This is a genomic window from Methylobacterium brachiatum (assembly GCF_900113845.1).
Lineage (GTDB): Bacteria > Pseudomonadota > Alphaproteobacteria > Rhizobiales > Beijerinckiaceae > Methylobacterium > Methylobacterium brachiatum.
The window spans coordinates 50,095-68,389 of record NZ_FOQW01000013.1 but is presented as its reverse complement, the minus strand read 5'-3'; the positions used below and the strand labels follow the sequence as shown (position 1 = coordinate 68,389).

16 protein-coding genes are annotated in these 18,295 nt (G+C 70.3%); 1 reads left to right on the top strand and 15 read right to left on the bottom strand.

Annotation, left to right across the window (positions count from 1 at the left end; all coding sequences use genetic code 11):
* Positions 1–92 precede the first annotated feature (92 nt).
* The 13 genes from BMZ47_RS17940 to BMZ47_RS17880 all read right to left on the bottom strand — a co-directional run bounded on the left by BMZ47_RS17940 (position 93) and on the right by BMZ47_RS17880 (position 13,577).
* Complete coding sequence (locus tag BMZ47_RS17940; protein ID WP_007562336.1) at positions 93–974, bottom strand: outer membrane protein assembly factor BamD; 882 nt, start codon at positions 972–974, stop codon at positions 93–95.
* A gap of 192 nt (positions 975–1,166) precedes the next feature.
* Positions 1,167–2,114 (bottom strand): UDP-3-O-acyl-N-acetylglucosamine deacetylase, encoded by a 948-nt coding sequence (lpxC, locus tag BMZ47_RS17935; protein ID WP_007562335.1) that lies wholly within the window; start codon positions 2,112–2,114, stop codon positions 1,167–1,169.
* A 440-nt stretch (positions 2,115–2,554) separates the two neighbouring features.
* Positions 2,555–4,333, bottom strand: coding sequence for a cell division protein FtsZ (gene ftsZ, locus BMZ47_RS17930; protein ID WP_091863657.1), 1,779 nt, complete (start codon positions 4,331–4,333; stop codon positions 2,555–2,557).
* Between the two features lie 91 nt (positions 4,334–4,424).
* A complete protein-coding gene (gene ftsA / locus BMZ47_RS17925) occupies positions 4,425–5,747 on the bottom strand; it encodes a cell division protein FtsA (RefSeq protein WP_007562333.1) in 1,323 nt (440 codons plus the stop codon).
* Positions 5,748–5,799: 52 nt separating this feature from the next.
* On the bottom strand, positions 5,800–6,756 hold the full coding sequence (locus BMZ47_RS17920; RefSeq protein ID WP_091863656.1) for a cell division protein FtsQ/DivIB: 957 nt from the start codon (positions 6,754–6,756) through the stop codon (positions 5,800–5,802).
* Positions 6,723–7,646: a D-alanine--D-alanine ligase gene (locus tag BMZ47_RS17915; RefSeq protein WP_091863745.1), complete on the bottom strand. Its 924-nt coding sequence runs from the start codon at positions 7,644–7,646 to the stop codon at positions 6,723–6,725. The genes BMZ47_RS17920 and BMZ47_RS17915 overlap by 34 nt, the downstream gene beginning before the upstream one ends.
* 35 nt (positions 7,647–7,681) lie before the next feature.
* Positions 7,682–8,038: a type II toxin-antitoxin system PemK/MazF family toxin gene (locus BMZ47_RS17910; RefSeq protein WP_091863655.1), complete on the bottom strand. Its 357-nt coding sequence runs from the start codon at positions 8,036–8,038 to the stop codon at positions 7,682–7,684.
* Positions 8,025–8,258: an AbrB/MazE/SpoVT family DNA-binding domain-containing protein gene (locus BMZ47_RS17905; RefSeq protein ID WP_091863654.1), complete on the bottom strand. Its 234-nt coding sequence runs from the start codon at positions 8,256–8,258 to the stop codon at positions 8,025–8,027. The genes BMZ47_RS17910 and BMZ47_RS17905 overlap by 14 nt, the downstream gene beginning before the upstream one ends.
* A gap of 30 nt (positions 8,259–8,288) precedes the next feature.
* Positions 8,289–9,221 (bottom strand): UDP-N-acetylmuramate dehydrogenase, encoded by a 933-nt coding sequence (gene murB / locus BMZ47_RS17900; protein ID WP_091863653.1) that lies wholly within the window; start codon positions 9,219–9,221, stop codon positions 8,289–8,291.
* Entirely contained in the window at positions 9,218–9,757 is a 540-nt protein-coding gene (locus BMZ47_RS17895) for an endonuclease domain-containing protein (protein ID WP_091863652.1), read from the bottom strand. The genes murB and BMZ47_RS17895 overlap by 4 nt, the downstream gene beginning before the upstream one ends.
* Before the next feature lie 5 nt (positions 9,758–9,762).
* Complete coding sequence (murC, locus tag BMZ47_RS17890) at positions 9,763–11,169, bottom strand: UDP-N-acetylmuramate--L-alanine ligase (RefSeq protein ID WP_091863651.1); 1,407 nt, start codon at positions 11,167–11,169, stop codon at positions 9,763–9,765.
* 135 nt (positions 11,170–11,304) lie between these two features.
* On the bottom strand, positions 11,305–12,414 hold the full coding sequence (gene murG, locus BMZ47_RS17885; RefSeq protein WP_091863650.1) for an undecaprenyldiphospho-muramoylpentapeptide beta-N-acetylglucosaminyltransferase: 1,110 nt from the start codon (positions 12,412–12,414) through the stop codon (positions 11,305–11,307).
* Complete coding sequence (locus BMZ47_RS17880) at positions 12,411–13,577, bottom strand: FtsW/RodA/SpoVE family cell cycle protein (protein ID WP_007562323.1); 1,167 nt, start codon at positions 13,575–13,577, stop codon at positions 12,411–12,413. The genes murG and BMZ47_RS17880 overlap by 4 nt, the downstream gene beginning before the upstream one ends.
* Positions 13,578–13,861: 284 nt before the next feature.
* On the opposite strand from BMZ47_RS17880, the gene BMZ47_RS17875 reads away from it, so the two are divergent.
* On the top strand, positions 13,862–15,337 hold the full coding sequence (locus BMZ47_RS17875; RefSeq protein WP_091863649.1) for a methyl-accepting chemotaxis protein: 1,476 nt from the start codon (positions 13,862–13,864) through the stop codon (positions 15,335–15,337).
* Between the two features lie 254 nt (positions 15,338–15,591).
* Here BMZ47_RS17875 and murD read toward each other — a convergent pair whose 3' ends face one another.
* Together murD and mraY are read right to left on the bottom strand one after the other, a co-directional pair.
* Positions 15,592–16,956: a UDP-N-acetylmuramoyl-L-alanine--D-glutamate ligase gene (gene murD, locus BMZ47_RS17870; protein ID WP_091863648.1), complete on the bottom strand. Its 1,365-nt coding sequence runs from the start codon at positions 16,954–16,956 to the stop codon at positions 15,592–15,594.
* Positions 16,957–17,160: 204 nt separating this feature from the next.
* The gene (mraY, locus tag BMZ47_RS17865; protein WP_007562319.1) at positions 17,161–18,246 is read right to left on the bottom strand and encodes a phospho-N-acetylmuramoyl-pentapeptide-transferase; all 1,086 of its coding nucleotides are present in this window, start codon (positions 18,244–18,246) and stop codon (positions 17,161–17,163) included.
* Between the last annotated feature and the right edge of the window lie 49 nt (positions 18,247–18,295).

Here is an 18,295-nt window from a genome sequence, read left to right as displayed (position 1 = left end):
ACGAGAAAGGCCCGGAGCGGCGGCTCCGGGCCCTGGGGCGTTTCACGGCGCGCCGAAGGCCGCCTGCGGCAGGACGCGGCCCGCCGGTATCGTCACTCGGCCGAGGCGGTCTTGCCGGTCACGCTCCGGTAGATCTTGGAGAGGAACGAGCTCTTCTCCTCGCGGGGCTCGACGCCGCCCTTGGCGAGGAGCGCGTGGGCGTCCTTGTACCAGGGGCTGTCGGGGAAGTTGTGGCCCAGCACGGCCGCGGAGTTCTGCGCCTCCTGGGTGATGCCGAGCGCCCAGTAGGCCTCGGTCAGGCGCTCGAGCGCCTCTTCCGCGTGGCGGGTGGTCTGGTACTTGGCGACCACGTCGCGGAAGCGGTTGATCGCGGCCGGGAAGTTGCGCCGCTCGAGGTAGAAGCGGCCCACCTCCATCTCCTTGCCGGCGAGCTGATCCCGGGTGATCTGGATCTTGGACCGCGCGTCGGTGGCGTATTCGGAGGTCGGATACTTCTGGACCAGCTCCTGCAGGGCGACGAGCGCCTTCTCGGACCGGTCCTGATCGCGGGTCACGTCCGGGATCTGCTTATAGTTCGACATCGCCATCAGGTACTGCGCGTAGGCGGCGTCCTTGCTGGCCGGGTGGCGCTGCAGGTACCGCTTCGCGGCGCTGATCGCGTCGTCGTACTTCTGGCCCTCGTAATTCGCGTAGGCGGTCATCAGCAGCGCCTTCCGGGACCATTCGGAATACTGGTACTGCTTGTCGAGGTTGTCGAACTTCTTGATCGCCCCCTCGTAGTCGCTGTCCTCCAGCTTGGCCAAGCCCTCGCTGTAGAGCTTGTCCGCCGGGACATCCGGAACGACCTCGGGCTTGTACTTCTCGGCGAAGAGGTTGGTCGGGTCGAAGTCGCAGCCGCCGAGGCCCAGGCCGAGGACGGCCACGAAGGGCGCCACGAAGGCCGCCGCCCGGCGATGACGAATGGTGACAGGCATCTGGCGCTCTTTCCCGGGACCGGCGCACGTCCCGCGCCGTCGTGCCATCGCGTGATTGGATCCGGCCCGACCGAGCCGGGCCCGTCGTTCACGGACCGTTAAACCCTGACGTTTGATTCGGGCATGAAAGCGGCAAGGCTGCGGCCGCCCGTATTGGTTGCCGGCTGTGTCCCGCGGGTCACAGGGCTGCGGTCAGAGCTCGCCCGCGAAGGCGGCGATGCCCAGGCCGACGCCGAGCTCGGACAGCACGGTCTCGCGGCGCGAGCCCTGCGCCTCGACGATGGCGTAGTTCGACCGGTCGGCGAACAGGGCGGAGAGCACGCCGACATTCATCCGGTGGCCGCCGCAATAGGAGCGGTAGGCGCCCTGGATCGGCAGGCCGGCCAGCGCGAGGTCGCCGACCGCGTCGAGGATCTTGTGGCGGACGAACTCGTCCGGGAAGCGCAGGCCCTCGGGGTTGACCACGGCGGTCTCGCCGACCGCGACGGTGTTCTCCAGCGAGGCGCCCAGCGCGAAGCCGGCCTTCCAGTAGCGCTCCACGTCCTTCATCATCCCGAAGGTGCGGGCGCCGGCGATCTCCCGGCGGTAGGTGGCGGGCGAGAGGTCCATCGCCTTGCGCGAGCGGCCGATCACCGGGCTATCGAAATCGATCTCCACGTCGAGGCGGAAGCCCCGGTCGATCGGGCGCAGCTCCGCGAAGGCGCGGCCGGTCTCGATGCGGACGTGGCGCAGGACCTTGAGCCAGCGGCGCGGCGTGTTGCAGGTCGCGATCCCGACCGTGTCGATGGCCTGAACGAATTGGAGGGCGGACCCGTCGAGGATCGGCATCTCCGGCCCGTCGATCTCGACCAGGGCGTTGTCGATGCCCAGTCCGTAGAGGGCCGACATCAGATGCTCGATGGTGGCGACGGCACCGGTCTCGACGTCACCGATGACGGTGCAGAGTTCGGTGGCGGAGACGAGGGCGTGGTGGGCCTTGATCAGGCGGTCGTTGCCGTGGGTGGTGCTGGTGCGGAGAAACGCGATGCCGTGATTGGCCGGAGCGGGGCGGATCGTGATCTCGGCCGGGTTCCCGGAATGGACCCCTACGCCTGAGAGCGTCACCGGACCCTTCAGGGTCGTCTGTTTATGCGTTCGCATTCATTAGCCCCCGGCCGCGATCAGGTCCCGCCATCCCGACCCGGGATGGTGAGGAAACTGTCCGATCCGTCCGCTGCTTGAAGCCCCTATCCGCGCTATCAGGTTGTGTCCTGCAACGCGTCTCATTGGTCTGCGAGTGTCTATAGCTGCACCGCACAGGGCAGCCAAATCACGGATTCTTACGCTCTGTTACAGACACGCTTGCCGTTTGGAACCGCTAAAAACCTGACGGCACAAAGGCTTAAAGCTTGGTTAATGCGTGGCTAACCGACGGCCATTCTGTGGCTCCGATGCATCACGTGCCTGGGGATAGCGTCACAAACGTTAACCCCGCTGTGACCGCAATCCTGTCTTTCCGCAACTAAGAGTTGCTTCGTTGCAGCGCAAAGAGCCGGCGGTTTCCCGCCGGCTCCCGCTTCTGATCCCGGGTCTTGCGCCGTTCAGTTTGCCTGGCGGCGGAGGAAGGCCGGGATCTCGAGCTGGTCGTCGTCCATCATCCGCGACTGCGGCGCCACGCGGCCCTGGGCATCGAGGCTCCCCTGGGCCGGCCGGTATTGCGGCGCCGCCGGAAGCGGTGCGCGCGGGGCCGGCGGCACGTGAGGCTGAGCCAGGTGGGGCTGGGCCAAGTGGGGCTGAGCCCCATTCGGCTGGGCGGCGTGCGGCTGCGGCGCGACCGGGGCCGCCGCCCGCGGGGCGGGCACGCCCTCCATCTCGTCGCGCCGGCCGCCGAAGCCGACGGTGGCGAGGCGACGCAGCAGCGAGGTCCGCTTGGATTCCGGCGCCGCTTCCTCGGCGGCCCGGTTCGCCAGGATCTGGTTCTGGGCGATCGGCGGCAGCTCGTGAATCTGCGGCATGCGCGGGGCGCGGGCGAGCGGCGCGGCCGCGGGGGCGGCCGGACGCGGCGGCACGAACGGGCCGGCCTGGAACTGCGGCGCCGGCTCGGCCTGCTGCGGGGCGGGGGCCGGGACGAACGGCGCGGCGGCGCGCGGCTGGGCCGGGGCGAGGACGACCTCGTCACGGGCGACCGGGGCCGGGGCGTCGAACCGGGTCTCGGTCCGCGCCTCGGGGGCCGGCTGCGGGGCGGCCGGCGCCGGGTTCTGCGCGGGGGCCTGGGCGACCGAGTCCGTGCGGATGCTCGGAACCGGCGAGGAGGCCCGGGCCCGGGCCTCGGCCCGCAGGCGCTCGGCCACCTCGGCGATGCGCTGCTCGGTCTCGGCGATCGCCGGGTTGTTGGTCGAGTTGGCGGAGATCAGCAGCGGCTCGATGCCGGTGGCGACGACCGACACGCGGATGATGCCGTCGAGGCTCTCGTCGAAGGTGGCGCCCAGGATGATGTTGGCGTCCTGATCGACCTCCTCGCGGATGCGGGTGGCGGCCTCGTCGAGCTCGTACAGGGTCAGGTCGGAGCCGCCGGTGATCGAGATCAGCAGGCCGCGGGCGCCCTTCATGGAGACGTCGTCGAGGAGCGGGTTGGCGATGGCCGCCTCGGCGGCGCGGTTGGCGCGCTTCTCGCCGGACGCCTCGCCGGTGCCCATCATGGCCTTGCCCATGCCGCGCATGATCGCCCGGACGTCGGCGAAGTCGAGGTTGATCAGGCCTTCCTTGACCATCAGGTCGGTGATGCAGGCGACGCCGGAATAGAGCACCTGGTCGGCCATCGCGAAGGCGTCGGCGAAGGTGGTCTTCTCGTTGGCGACCCGGAACAGGTTCTGGTTCGGGATCACGATCAGGGTGTCGACCGCGGCCTGCAGCTCCTGGATGCCGGACTCGGCGGTGCGCATGCGGCGCACGCCCTCGAACTGGAACGGCTTGGTCACGACGCCGACCGTGAGGATGCCCATGTCGCGGGCGGTGCGGGCGATGACCGGCGCGGCGCCGGTGCCGGTGCCGCCGCCCATGCCGGCGGTGATGAAGCACATATGGGCGCCCGAGAGCTGGTCCCGGATCTCGTCGATCACCTCGTCGGCGGCGGCGGAGCCGACCTCCGGGTGGGAGCCGGCGCCGAGGCCCTGGGTGACGCCCAGGCCCATCTGGATCACCCGCTCCGCCTTCGAGGAGGTGAGCGCCTGCGCATCGGTGTTGGCGACCACGAACTCGCAGCCGAGCAGGCCCGACTCGATCATGTTGTTGACTGCGTTGCCGCCTGCGCCGCCGACACCGAAGACGGTGATGCGGGGCTTGAGTTCCCGGATGTCCGGCGCCTGGAGGGTAATGGCCATGGTGTCGAGCCTCTCGCTTACTCTGCTTTCCGTGCGGCGCTGCGGCGCCGATATTTTTTCGATCCCCCGCCGAACAGGACGGGGGTGAAACCTAGAAGCTGTCCCGGATCCAGCGCCCGACCCGGCTGATGTACCGGTCCGATCCCGTGGCCGCGAAGGCGCCGTGGCCCCGCGGCTCGAAGTGCTCGGCATGCGCGACCTGCGGGTAGACCAGCAGGCCGACGGCGGCCGAGAAGGCCGGACCCTTGGCCGCCTCGGGCAGGCCGCGGATCCCGAGCGGCCGGCCGATCCGGACCTGGCCCTGGAGGACCCGCCGGGCGACTTCCGGCAGGCCGACGAGCTGGCTGGCGCCGCCCGTGAGCACCACCCGCCGCCCGGCCTGGGCGGCGAAGCCGGCGTCGCGCAGCCGGTCGCGCACCAGCTCGACCACCTCCTCGACCCGCGGCTTGATGATCCGCACCAGCTGCGAGCGCGGGATATGGGCCGGGGCCTCGCCCTCGTCCTCGCCGACCCCGTGCACGGCGATCATGTCGCGATCGTCGGAGGGGGTGGAGAGGGCCGAGCCGTAGAGGGTCTTCAGCCGCTCGGCCGCGGCCATGCGGGTGGAGAGGCCCCGGGCGATGTCCATGGTGACGTGGTGGCCGCCGACCGCCACCGCGTCCACGTGGACGAGGTGGCCGCCCGAGAACACCCCGACGCTGGTCGTGCCGCCGCCCATGTCGACGACGCACACGCCCATCTCGGCCTCGTCGTCCACCAAGGCCGAGAGCCCGGCGGCGTAGGGCGTGGCGATGACCGCCTCGACCCCGAGATGGCAATGCTCGACCGCCAGCATGACGTTGCGGGCGGCGGCGAGCTCGCTGGTGACGACATGCAGGTCGACCCCCAGCGCCTCGCCGATCATGCCCGACGGGTCGATGACCGCGCCCTGCCCATCCAGCGCGTAGCCGGTGGGCAGCGCGTGCAGCACGGCCCGGCCGGGGCTGACGCCGTGGGCGCTCGCCGTCTCCAGCACCCGCTCGACATCGCTGCCGGTGACGGTGCCCGACCGGACGTTCACCCGGGCCTGGAAATGCTGCGAGGCGAGCCGGCCGCCGGACATGTTGACGATGACCGACTGGACCTCGACCTTCGCCATCCGCTCGGCGGCGTGCACCGCCTGGCGGATCGCGCCCTCGGCGGCGGCGAGGTCGACGATCGCCCCGCCCTTCAGCCCCAGGGATCGCTGATGGCCGATGCCGATGATGCGGGCGAGGTGCGTCCGGCCGCGCAGGGTCGAGAGCGCTTCGGCCGGCTGCAGCTCGGCGATGAGGCAGACGACCTTGCTGGTGCCGATGTCGAGCACCGAGAGGGTGGTCGAGCGCCGGGCGGAGAGCGGCTTCAGTCGCGGCGTGAGGCCGTGTTGGCTGTGCATTGACGCTACCGGACGCAGAAGGCGGGACGGGCGGAGATCGACAGGAAGGGCATCAGCTGGCCGCGCCCTTCTTCTTCGCCTTCTGGGCTTCCGCGCGGGCGGCGGCGGCCTCCTCGGTCAGGCGCACCACGAGGCGGTCGGGCATGCGCAGATCCACCGCGATGATGTCCTTCTCGAGCAGGCCGGCCTCGCGCTCGAACCGGACGAGGCGCGCGAGCGCCGCGGCCGGGTCGATCTCGGGCAGCCGCACGTCGACACCGTCGAGCTTGAGCGTCCAGCGCCGGCCCGAGACGTAGGTCCCGGCCTTGATCCGCTCGGAGAGCGGGCCGGCGGCGGCGATCAGGGCGAGATATTCCGGAAGCTTGTTGTTGGCGTCGTCGCCGACGACCAGGGGCAGGCTGGCGTAGCGGTCGTCCCGCATGGCGTCGATCACGGTGCCGTCGGCGGCGATCACGTTGATCTCGCCGTTCTTCTGCCAGAGGGCGGCGGGCTCGCGCTCGACCTGGGTGATCGCGATCTCGTTGGGGTAGATCTTCCGGACCGAAGCCTGGGCGATCAGGGGCACGCGCAGAAGCTTCTCGCGCACCGCGACGACATCCAGGAAGGGAACCGAGGAGCGCCAGTCGATGCCGGCGGCGGCCAGCACCTCACGCTCGTACATCCTCGAGATGCCCGAGATGGTCACGCGCTCGACGCCGAAGCCGAGGACCCGCGCGGCGATATCCAGGGGCTGGCCCTGCTCGGCCACGAAGGATTCGTAGCGCCCGCTCGCCACGAAGCCGGCGAGCGCCACAGCGGCGAAGGAGAGGGAGACGCCGACGGCGCCGACGCCCCGCGGCAGGCGCTCGGCCATCTGCTGGCCCTTGCGGGACCGGCGCACCGAGAGGGAGCGGGAGGGGACGCGTCCGGTCAGCCGATCCAGCGCGGCGCCGACGAGGCGCGCGGGAAGGCCACGACCGGCAGCGTCACCGCCGCTCAGCGATTCAGAGAAGCGTCCTCCACCATCCATCGGACGAGCTCACCGAAACCAAGGCCCGCATGGGCCGCCATCTCCGGCACAAGGCTCGTCTGGGTCATTCCGGGTTGCGTGTTGACCTCCAGAACCACGAGCAGACCGGTTCCACCCGGTGTGTCGTCGTAGCGAAGGTCGGCACGGCTGACGCCCCGGCAGCCCAGTGCTTGATGCGCCGTTAACGACAACTCTTGGACACGCTGGTAAACATTTGGTTTAAGTTCGGCCGGCAGCACGTGTACCGAGCCGCCCGGGGCGTACTTCGCGTCGTAGTCGTACCAGTCCCCCGTGGCGGCCTTCACCTCGATCACCCCGAGGGCCTTGTCGCCCATCACCCCGCAGGTGAGCTCGCGACCGGCTATGTAAGGTTCTGCAAGGACTTGCTCCCCGAAGGTCCATTCCTCGGAGGCGAGGATCTGGGGCGGGTGCGTCCGGCCGTCGCGCACGATGATGACGCCCACCGAGGAGCCCTCGGCGATCGGCTTGACCACGTAGGGCGGCGGCAGCGGGTGGTTTTTTGCGGCCTCGAAGCGGTTAACGATCCGGCCCTCCGGGACGTCGACGCCGGCGGCGCGCATCACGGTCTTGGCCCGCTCCTTGTTCATGGCGAGCGCCGAGGCGAGCACGCCCGAATGGGTGTAGGGAATCTTCAGGATCTCCAGGAGCCCCTGGATCGTGCCGTCCTCTCCGTCCGGGCCGTGCAGCGCGTTGAAGGCGACGTCCGGCCGCAAGGCGGTGAGCACCGACGCGATGTCGGGGCCGACATCGACCCGGGTGACCTGGAACCCCTCCCCTTCGAGGGCCGCCGCGCAGGCCGCGCCGGAGCTGAGCGAGACCTCGCGCTCGGCGGAGGTGCCGCCCAGGAGGACGGCGACGTGCTTGGACATGGTGGGCTCCGGGGAAAGCTGGGTCAGGGATCGGATCACGCTTGGCCAACCATGCCATGGATCGCGGCGTAGACCGCCGCCGCCGCGTCGGGATGCAGGGCGCCGAGGCGGCGGAGGATCCGGTTGGGTTCGATGCAGGCGATCTTCAGCGGGCGTACCACGGAGGCGACGCCCAGGCCGGCCGCGTCGAGATCCGCGATCGCGATGTCGCCGGCCAAGCGGGTGTTGCGGGCGCTGGTGATCATCGCGATCCACACATAGCCGGCCTCCGCGGTCGCGGTTCCGGACACGACGAGGGCGGGGCGCCGCTTCTCGGCCAGCCGATCCGAATAGGGGAACGGCACGACCACGATGGTGCCGGCCGGAACAGGCGAGGCATCAGAGGTCGGCATAATCTTCGTCGTCGATGGGGCCGCCCCATTCCGTGAACGCCACGAACAGATCCTCCCCTTCCGGCGGAGCCTTGTCGATCTGGATGCCCTCCGGCGTGATCCGGTAGCGCAGACGATCGCCCGGGCCGATCGCGAGATGCGCGCGCACCTCCGCGGGCAGCACCGTCTGGCTCTTGACGGAGATCTTCGAATAGGCGGTGCGCGCGCGTTTTTCGGGCATGGCCGATACGCCTCCGGCTCGACTTACATCTTACCGGCTTACCATCGTCGAATCCACGCCGATCCGCCGGATCTCCCAGCGCAGCGCGACGCCGCTGGTCTCCCGCACCCGCCGCCGGACCTCCTCGCCCAACCCCTCGATGTCGGCGGCGGTGGCGCCGCCGGTGTTGATCAGGAAGTTGCAGTGCATCGGCGAGACCTGGGCGCCGCCCCGGGTCAGGCCCCGGCAGCCGGCGGCGTCGATCAGCTGCCAGGCCTTGCCGCCGTCCGGGTTCGCGAAGGTCGAGCCGCCGGTGCGCTCGCGGATCGGCTGCGCCGCCTCCCGGGCCGCGGTCACGCGCTCCATCTCGGCCTCGATGGCGGCACGGTCGCCGGGCCTTCCGCGGAACAGGGCGCGGGTGAAGATCACGTCCTCGGGCGCATCGGAATGCCGGTAGGAGAATCCCATCGCGGCATGGCTGAAGCGGCGCGACGCGCCCGTCCGGTCGATGCCGTAGGCCTCGACCAGCACGTCGGTGGTCTCGCCGCCATGGGCGCCGGCGTTCATCCGCAGGGCGCCGCCGATCGAGCCGGGGATGCCACGGTAGAAGGCGAGCCCGTCGAGCCCGGCCTCGGCCGCCGCCTTGGCGAGGCGCATATCCGGGACGGCGGTGCCGACCTGCAGGGTGTCGCCGTCGACCGCGATGCTGCCGAACGCCTTGCCGCCGAGGCGGATGACCACGCCCGGCACCCCGCCGTCGCGGACGATCAGGTTCGAGCCGAGGCCGATCACCGTGACCGGCACGTCGGGTTCCAGGGCGGCGAGCAGGCGGGCGAGATCCTCCTCGTCGGCCGGGGTGAACAGAACCTCGGCCGGGCCGCCGACCCGGAACCACGTGAGGTCGGCCAGCGGCTGGTCGGCGAGCAGGCGCCCGCGCAGGTCCGGCGCGGCGGCGCGGATACGGTCGTGGAGCGATGCGGTCATGGTGTGATCTCCCCTCTCCCCGCCTGCGGGGAGAGGGATGCGACGACCCTGTCGTCGTCGCATCGAGGCGGCAGCCGAGGGTGAGGGGGCGGCTCCGGCAAAAGCTCGTCCGGAGCTGCCCCCTCACCTTCGCCCTTCGGGCTTGCCGCGCCGACGGCGAGGTCGTCGCGGCCCTCTCCCCGCGTGCGGGGAGAGGGGGGAAGCGCGGCCAGGATCGTGTCCAGAACCGCTACGATATCGTCCGCAATCTCGGGGTTCCAGAAGCGCAGGACGCGGTAGCCCCGCGCGACCAGCCATGCGTCCCGGACGCGATCGCGCGCATTGTCCGCATGCTGGCTGCCATCGATCTCGACGATCAGACGTGCCTCGCGACAGCAGAAATCCGCGACGTAGCGCCCGATCGATTCCTGACGCACGAACTTGAAGCCGCCGAGGCGTCGGTCGCGCAGCCGGTTCCAGAGACGGCGCTCCGCCTCTGTTTGGGACTGCCGCAGATGCCGACGGAACCGGGTACGTTCCGTCTCGGCCGCTCGCATCCCGCTCAGTTCCCCCGCGCAGCGAGTTCGCCCGGCAGCGCGTAGGCCCATTGGGTGATCGTGCCGGCGCCCAGGCACACGACGTAGTCGCTGGGCTTGGCGAGCTCGGCGATGATCCCGGCCAGCTCCTCCGGCCGGTCGAGGGGACGGGCGTCGCGGTGGCCGCGGGAGCGCAGGCCGGAGACCAGGGCGTCGCGGTCGACGCCTTCGATCGGGGCTTCGCCCGCCGTGTAGACCGGGGCGACGATCACGGTGTCGGCGTCGTTGAAGCAGGTGCAGAAATCGTCGAACAGCGAGGCGAGACGGGTGTAGCGGTGCGGCTGGACCACCGCGATGACGTTGCCGTCGGTCGAGGCGCGGGCGGCCTTGAGCACCGCCTTGATCTCCACCGGATGGTGTCCGTAATCGTCGAAGATCGTCGCCCCGTTCCACTCGCCGGTGCGGGTGAAGCGGCGCTTGACGCCCCCGAAGCCCGCGAGGGCCCGGCGGATCGCGTCGTGCGAGACGCCGAGCTCGTTGGCGACGGCGAGCGCCGCCGTGGCGTTGAGCGCGTTGTGCTTGCCGGGCATCGGCAGGACCAGATCTTCCATCTCCATGCGGAAGCCCGGGCGCCGGTCGCGGATCATGACGCGGAAGCGGCTCTGCCCGCCCTTCAGGTCCACGTCGAGCAGGCGCACGTCGGCCTGGGGATTCTCGCCGTAGGTGATGATCCGGCGGTCCTCGATATGGCCGACCATGTCCTGCACCACCGGATGGTCGGTGCACATCACCGCGAAGCCGTAGAACGGGATGTTGTCGATGAAGCGCCGGAACGCGTCCTTCACCGCATCGAACGAGCCGAAATGGTCGAGATGCTCGGGGTCGATGTTGGTGACGATGGCGACGTCGGCGGGCAGCTTGAGGAAGGTGCCGTCGGATTCGTCGGCCTCCACCACCATCCAGTCGCCCTCGCCCATCCGGGCGTTGGTGCCGTAGGCGTTGATGATGCCGCCATTGATCACGGTCGGGTCGAGGTTGCCGGCATCGAGCAGCGTGGCAACCAGCGAGGTCGTGGTGGTCTTGCCGTGGGTGCCCGCGATGGCGACGCAGGACTTGAAGCGCATCAGCTCGGCCAGCATCTCGGCGCGCCGGACCACCGGCAGCCGGCGCTCGCGGGCGGCCTGGAGTTCCGGGTTGTCCCGGCGGATTGCGGTCGAGACCACCACCAGGGCGGCGGCGTCGACGTTCTCGGCCTGATGGCCGACGAAGGTGCGGATCCCCTTCTCGGCGAGCCGGCGGACATTGGCGTTGTCCGAGGCGTCGGAGCCCTGGACCGTGTAGCCGAGGTTGTTCATCACCTCGGCGATGCCGGACATGCCGATGCCGCCGATGCCGATGAAGTGGATGGGTCCGAGCTTGTCGGGCAGCTTCATCTGTCGTCGTACCTTTCGTAACGTCATGGTTTCGAAAGGTCCGTGACCTTTCGCGGGTGCGGGCGGGGCCCGCCGGTCTCAGGGGCTGCGCCCCGACACCCCGCCAAAGGGCTCTGCCCTTTGGAAACCCCCTTGCTACAAGCGGCGGGCCGTCTCGATGACGACCTCGGCCAGCCGCTCGGCGGCATCGTGAATGCCTGCGCTTCTGGCCGCATCGGCCGCCGCGGTCAATTTTGCCGGCGTCGCGAAGCACGCGACCAGCTCGGCGGCGAGGCGATCCGGGGTGAAGGCGGTCTGCTTCAGGGCGAGCGCCGCGCCGATCGCGTCGAGGGTCGCGGCGTTGGCGGCCTGGTCCTGGTCGAGGGCGCCGGGCAGCGGCACCAGGATCGAGGGCCGGCCGATCGCCGCGAGTTCCGACACCGTCGAGGCGCCCGAGCGCGAGACCACCAAGTGGCTGGCGGCCATGCGGGCCGGCAGGTCCTTGAAGAACGGCGCCGCCTCGATCCCGGCGAGGCCCATGGCGAGGTAGCGGTTCTGCACCGCCGTCAGGTCCTCGGGCCGGACCTGCTGGACGAGGTGCAGGCGGGCTCTCAGGTCGGCGGGCAGGCGCTCGATCGCCTCGGGCACGACCTCGCCCATGACCCGGGCGCCCTGGCTGCCGCCGAACACCAGGAGCTGCAAGGCATCGCCGGCGCCGAAGGCGGGATACGGGATCCCGGCCGCCTCGATCACCGCCGGGCGAAGCGGGTTGCCGGTGTGGATCCGTGGGGCGCGCGCCTTGTCGGGCACGCCGCGGACGTCCTTGAAGCCGGTGGCGATGGTCCGGGCGCCCCGCGCCAGGAAGGCGTTGGCCCGGCCCATCACGGCGTTCTGCTCGTGCAGCACCGTCGGCACCCGCAGGATCTGGCCGGCGAGCACCGGCGGCACGGTCGGGTAGCCGCCGAAGCCGACGATCGCGGCCGGGTTGATCCGGCGGATCTCCTTGGCGGCGACGCCGAAGCCGCGGCCCAGCGTGAGCACGGCGGCGGCCCGCTTCAGCGGCGAACGGCCCGACGGCGTGGCCGAGGCGATCGTGACCACCTCGGAGGCCGGGAACTCGCTCGAGATCGCGTCGACCCGGGCGTCGGTGGCGAGCGCCACCCGGATGCCCCGGGCGCGCAGGGCGTGGGCGAGGCTCTCGGCCGGGAACAGGTGCCCGCCGGTGCCGCCGGCACAGAGCAGGATCGTGGGGGTGAAGACGGTCACCGCATCACTCCGGCGACGGTGGCCGAGGCGGTGCCGGGGGGCTTCTGGCTCAGCAGGACGGTGCGCGGGCGCTTGCGGGTCAGGGCGACCAGGAAGCCGGTGCCGAGCGCCAGGGAGATCATCGACGAGCCGCCGAAGGAGACGAACGGCAGGGTCATGCCCTTGGCCGGCATCAGCTGCGTGTTCACCGCCATGTTGATGCAGGCCTGCAATCCGAACAGGGTGGTCAGGCCGGTGATCGCCAGGCGCGAGAAGGTGTCGTCGGTGCGCCGCGCCAGCTTGAGGCCGCGCAGCACGATGAAGGCGAACAGGGCCACGAGGCACAGGCAGACGATCACGCCGAACTCCTCGCCGGTGACGGAGAAGATGAAGTCGGTATGTGCGTCCGGAAGGTGCCGCTTGGCCACCCCCTCCCCCGGGCCGGTGCCGAACCAGCCGCCGGAGCGAAACGATTCCCGCGACCAGAAATCCTGGAAGCCGCCGCCGGAATCGCGGTCGAGGAACTTGTTGAAGCGCTCGCGGACGTGGTGGAAGAACAGGTAGGCCGCGAACACGCCGCCGAGCCCGAGCACGCCGAGCAGCGCCACCCAGATCAGGTGCAGGCCGGCGACGAAGAACAGCGCGCACCACACCATGGTGATCAGCATGGTCTGGCCGAAATCCGGCTGGAGCAGCAGCGGCACGATGGTGACCGGCAGGAGCAGCATCGCCAGGAAGCCGCCCGGCATGTCGCGGCGCTGCGCGCCCTCCGAGAAGGCCCAGGCGGCCACGACCACGAAGGCCGGCTTGACGAATTCCGACGGCTGCAGGCCGATCGGCCCGAACTGGATCCAGCGATGCGCGCCCTTGATCTCCGGGCCGAACTTGCCGGCGAGCAGGCACAGCGCGACGCCGCAGATCCAGGTGACCAGCGCCAGCCGCCGGACCCCGCGCAGGGACAGGAACGACACCGCGCAGATCAGCAGGATGGTCGGCGCCAGGTAGAGCGCCTGCCGGTTGAGGAAGTAGAAGGTCGGCAGGCCGATGCGCTCGGCGACCGGCGGGCCGCCGCCCATCAGGAAGACCAGGCCGGCCACCATCAGCGCGAACAGCGCTGCGAGCAGCCCGCGGTCCACCGTCCACCACCAGTCGGTGAGGGGTGTGCGTTCCGCGCGTGAGATCATGCCGGGCAACGACTCCAGGCCACACGGAGGCCGGTCCGCGTGGGTCGGGCCGATCCTGTGGGGGAATGGTAAACGGAGCCTTATGGCCGGGCGGCCCAGCGGCGGGCGGCGCTTCCGCGGCCGCGGGGAGCTACCGTATTTGACCGCCCTGTACTGTGGCCGATGTCATCGAATGTTAATCCTCGCCACGCAACCTTGAGGTGCATCGCCATCAGGTTCTGGAAGCGGCCCGTCGCGCGCCGCCGCGCCAGGCCCAATCTCCCCACAGCAGAAGTCGGTCCGCCATGTTCGCTGCCCTGAAGGCTCGTGAAACGTCCGCGAAGCTGGCCGCCCTCGACCGCGTGCAGGGGATGATCGAGTTCGATCTCGACGGCCGCATCCTCTCGGCGAATACCAATTTCCTCGACGCGGTCGGCTACACCCTGCCGGAGGTGGTCGGCCAGCACCACAGCCTGTTCGTCGATCCGGATTACCGGGATTCCGCGGAATACCGGGCGTTCTGGGATCGCCTGCGCGCCGGCGGCTTCGAGTCCGGCCAGTTCCGGCGGGTCGGCCGCGGCGGCCGGCCGATCTGGATCGAGGCGTCCTACAATCCGATGCTCGACGCTCGGGGGCGGCCCTACAAGGTGGTGAAGTTCGCCACCGACATCACCCGGCAGCGCACCGAGGAGGCCGACCGCGCCGGCCAGATCGCGGCGATCCACAAGGTCCAGGCGGTGATCGCGTTCGACCTCGACGGGATGGTGATCGAGGCCAACGACAACTTCCTGGCCGCGATGGGCTACGGGCGGGACGAGGTGGTCGGCCGGCACCACAGCCTGTTCGTCGAGCCTGCCTATCGCGACAGCGAAGCCTACCGGGTGTTCTGGGCGGCGCTGCGGAACGGCACCTATCAGGCCGCGCAGTTCCGGCGCCTCGGCAAGGACGGGCGCGAGGTCTGGATCCAGGCCTCCTACAACCCGATCCTCGACGCCGCCGGCCGCCCCTACAAGGTGGTGAAATTCGCCACCGACATCACCGAGCAGGTCCGCCTGCTCGCCGATCTCCGGAAGCTGATCGACACCAATTTCGGCGCGATTGAGCACGCGGTCCTGCACTCCACCGATGCCGCCCGGCTGGCCTCCTCGGCGGCGGATTCGACCTCGGGCAACGTTCAGACCGTCGCGGCCGCGGCCGAGGAGCTGGCCGCCTCCGTCGCCGAGATGTCCCAGAGCATCGTGCGCTCCCAGAGCGCCACCGACACCGCCTATGCCTGCGTGCGGGACGCCGACGGCCACACCAAGCGGCTCGCCGACAGCGCGACGGCGATGTCGAGCATCGTCGGCCTGATCCAGAGCATCGCCGGCCAGATCAACCTGCTGGCGCTCAACGCGACCATCGAGGCGGCGCGTGCCGGCGAGGCCGGCCGCGGCTTCGCGGTGGTCGCCTCCGAGGTGAAGGCGCTCGCCGATCAGGCGGCCCGCGCCACCGGGCAGATCAACGGCGAGATCGCGAGCGTGCAGCAGGTCTCGCAGGAGGTGGTCTCGGCGCTCGGCTCGATCGGGACCTCGGTCTCGGTGATGCGCGAGACCGTGGTGACCACCGCGGCGGCGATCGAGGAGCAGAGCGCGGTGACCCGCGACCTCGCCGAGAGCATGCAGAGCGCCGCCGGCGCGGTCACGGCGATCACCGGCAATATCGGGGCGATCGTGCAGGCGGTGGCCGACGTCTCCGAGGCGGTCGGCACCACCCGGGACGCCGCCAAGGTGCTGGCGCGCTGACGGGGATGCCGTCTCAGGGCAATCGCAGGCTGGACGATGGTCTTCGAACCTGCGCGATGGCGTGATTGCTCGTCCTTGCGGCGACGCCGGGACCCAGCACGCCGCCTTGCCGGGGCCGCGACGCGGAGCCCGAACCCTGGAAACATAGGTCGAGCACGACCTTGCGCCGTCGGCGGCTCCGGATTCGAAGCGCGCCTACGGCATCCTGGAATGACGGGCAGCGTTCGGGCGTCGATGACGGCCCTTGGCGCCCCTCAGGGCAGCGCCCGCACCAGCTCCCGGAACCGGTCGCCGCGGATCTCGAAATTGCGGAACTGGTCGTAGGAGGCGCAGGCCGGCGAGAGCAGCACCACCGGCTCCGGGGCGCCCGAAGCGGCGGCGTTCTCGGCGGCCTTGGGGACCGCGACCTCGAGGGTCTCGCAGCGGGTGTAGGGCACGACGCCTTCGAGGGTCGCCGCGAAGGCGTCCGAGGCCGCGCCGATCAGGTAGGCATGGGCGACCCGCTGGAAATACGGTACCAGCGGAAAGATCCCGCCCTCCTTGGCCTTGCCGCCGAGGATCCAGTGGATATCCCGGAAGGCGGTCAGCGCCTTCTCGGTGGAATCCGCGTTGGTCGCCTTCGAATCGTTGACGAACAGCACGGCGCCGCGCCGTCCGACCTCCTCCATCCGGTGCGGCAGCCCCGGGAACGAGGACAGGCCGGCCTGGATCGCCTCGCCGGTGAGGCCGAGGGCCCGGGCCACCGCCACCGCGACGGCGGCGTTCTGCCAATTGTGCGCCCCGCGCAGCGAGCCGATGCCGTTGACGTCGGCGAGCGCCGTGCCGTCGGGATCGCGGACGATGCCGTCGCGCACGGTCAGGGCGTCGGTGCAGAGGGCGTCGCCGGTGGGCACGTGGACCCGCACGAGGCCGCCCGCGCGCCGCTCGGCGATCGCCCGGCTCGGGCCGTCATCGATGCCGACCACCGCCAGGCCGGCGCCGGCGATCAGGCGCTCCTTGATGGCGGCGTATTGCTCCATGGTGCCGTGGCGGTCGAGATGGTCCGGCGTGATGTTCATCAGCACGCCGACCGTCGGGTCGAGGCCCGGGGTCAGGTCGATCTGGAACGACGACATCTCGATCACGTGGACGCGGCCGGTATCCGGCGGCTGCAGCGACAGGATGGCGGTGCCGATATTGCCGCCCATCTGCACGTCGCGCCCGGCCTGGGCCAGCACGTGGGCGATCAGCGCCGTGGTGGTCGACTTGCCGTTGGTGCCGGTGATCGCCACGAACGGCGCCTCGGGCGCCCGCGCCCGGCGCTCCCGGCAGAACAGCTCGATATCGCCGATGATCTCGATCCCGGCCTCGCGCGCCAGCCGGACGGTCCAGTGCGGCTCGGGATGGGTCAGGGGCACGCCGGGGCTGAGCACCAGGGCCGCGAAGCCGGACCACTCGGCCTCGCGCAGATCCTGCGTGCCGATCCCCGCCTCCCGCGCACGCGCGACGCTGTCGGCATTGTCGTCCCAGGCGATCACCTCGGCGCCGCCGGCCTTCAGCGCGTTGGCGGTGGCCAGCCCCGAGCCGCCGAGCCCGAACAGGGCGACCTTCTGGCCCGCGAAGACGGTGACGGGTGTCATGGGAAACTCAATTCAACGTGGCAACATCGCCGATCCCACCCAACCTCCTCATCCTGAGGTGCCCGCGCCAGCGGGCCTCGAAGGAGGCCCCCAGGATCACGCGGCCTTCTGGAGGGCTCCTTCGCGGCGCCCGCTTCGCGGCCGCACCTCAGGATGAGGGCCCGTTTGGGATCGGCCTTCGTGGGATACTTCTAACACATCTTCTCAGCGCAGCTTCAGGGTCGCCAGGCCGGCGAGCGCCAGGATCACCGCGATGATCCAGAACCGGATCACGACCTGCGGCTCCTTCCAGCCCTTCTGCTCGAAATGGTGGTGGATCGGCGCCATCCGGAAGACGCGCTTGCCGGTGAGCTTGAACGACGCGACCTGGATGATCACCGACATCATCTCGAGGACGAACAGGCCGCCGACGATCGCCAGGACGATCTCGTGCTTGGTCGCCACCGCCACCGCGCCGAGCAGGCCGCCCAGCGCCAGCGAGCCGGTATCCCCCATGAAGATCTGCGCCGGCGGCGCGTTGAACCAGAGGAAGCCGAGGCCGGCGCCGATCACCGCGCCGCAGACGACGGCGAGCTCGCCGGTGTCGCGGACGTAGTTCACCTGCAGATAGCTCGCGGTGAACGAGTTGCCGACGAGATACGCGATGATCCCGAACGTGCCGCAGGCGATCATCACCGGCACGATCGCCAGGCCGTCGAGGCCGTCGGTCATGTTCACGGCGTTGCCGGCGCCGACGATCACGAAGGCCCCGAACAGGGCGTAGAACCAGCCGAGGTTCAGCAGCGCGTCCTTGAAGACCGGGAAGGCGAGCTGGTTCTGGAGGGCGGCGGGCGAGTAGATCGAGATGGTCGTGCAGGCCGCGATGGCGATCAGCGCCTCGAGCGAGAGCCGGAACTTGCCGGAAAAGCCCTTGTGCGACTGCTTCGTCACCTTGAGATAGTCGTCGTAGAAGCCGATCGCCCCGAAGCCGAGGGTCACGGTCAGGGTCACCCACACGTAGTGATTGCGCGGATTGGCCCAGAGCAGGATCGCCACGACGGCCCCCGCCAGGATCATCAGGCCGCCCATGGTCGGCGTGCCGCGCTTGGTCAGCAGATGGGTCTGCGGCCCGTCCTCGCGGATCGGCTGGCCCTTGCCCTGGCGCAGGCGCAGCAGGGAGATGATCCACGGCCCGAACCAGAACACGAACAGGCCCGCCGTGAACAGCGCGCCGCCGGTGCGGAAGGTGATGTAGCGGAAGACGTTGAACGGCGTGAACGTGCCGCTCAGTTCCGAGAGAAGGTACAGCATCCGGGCGCTCGGCCCCTTTTGTTCAGGCGCGGGTTTCGGGGGGCGGCAC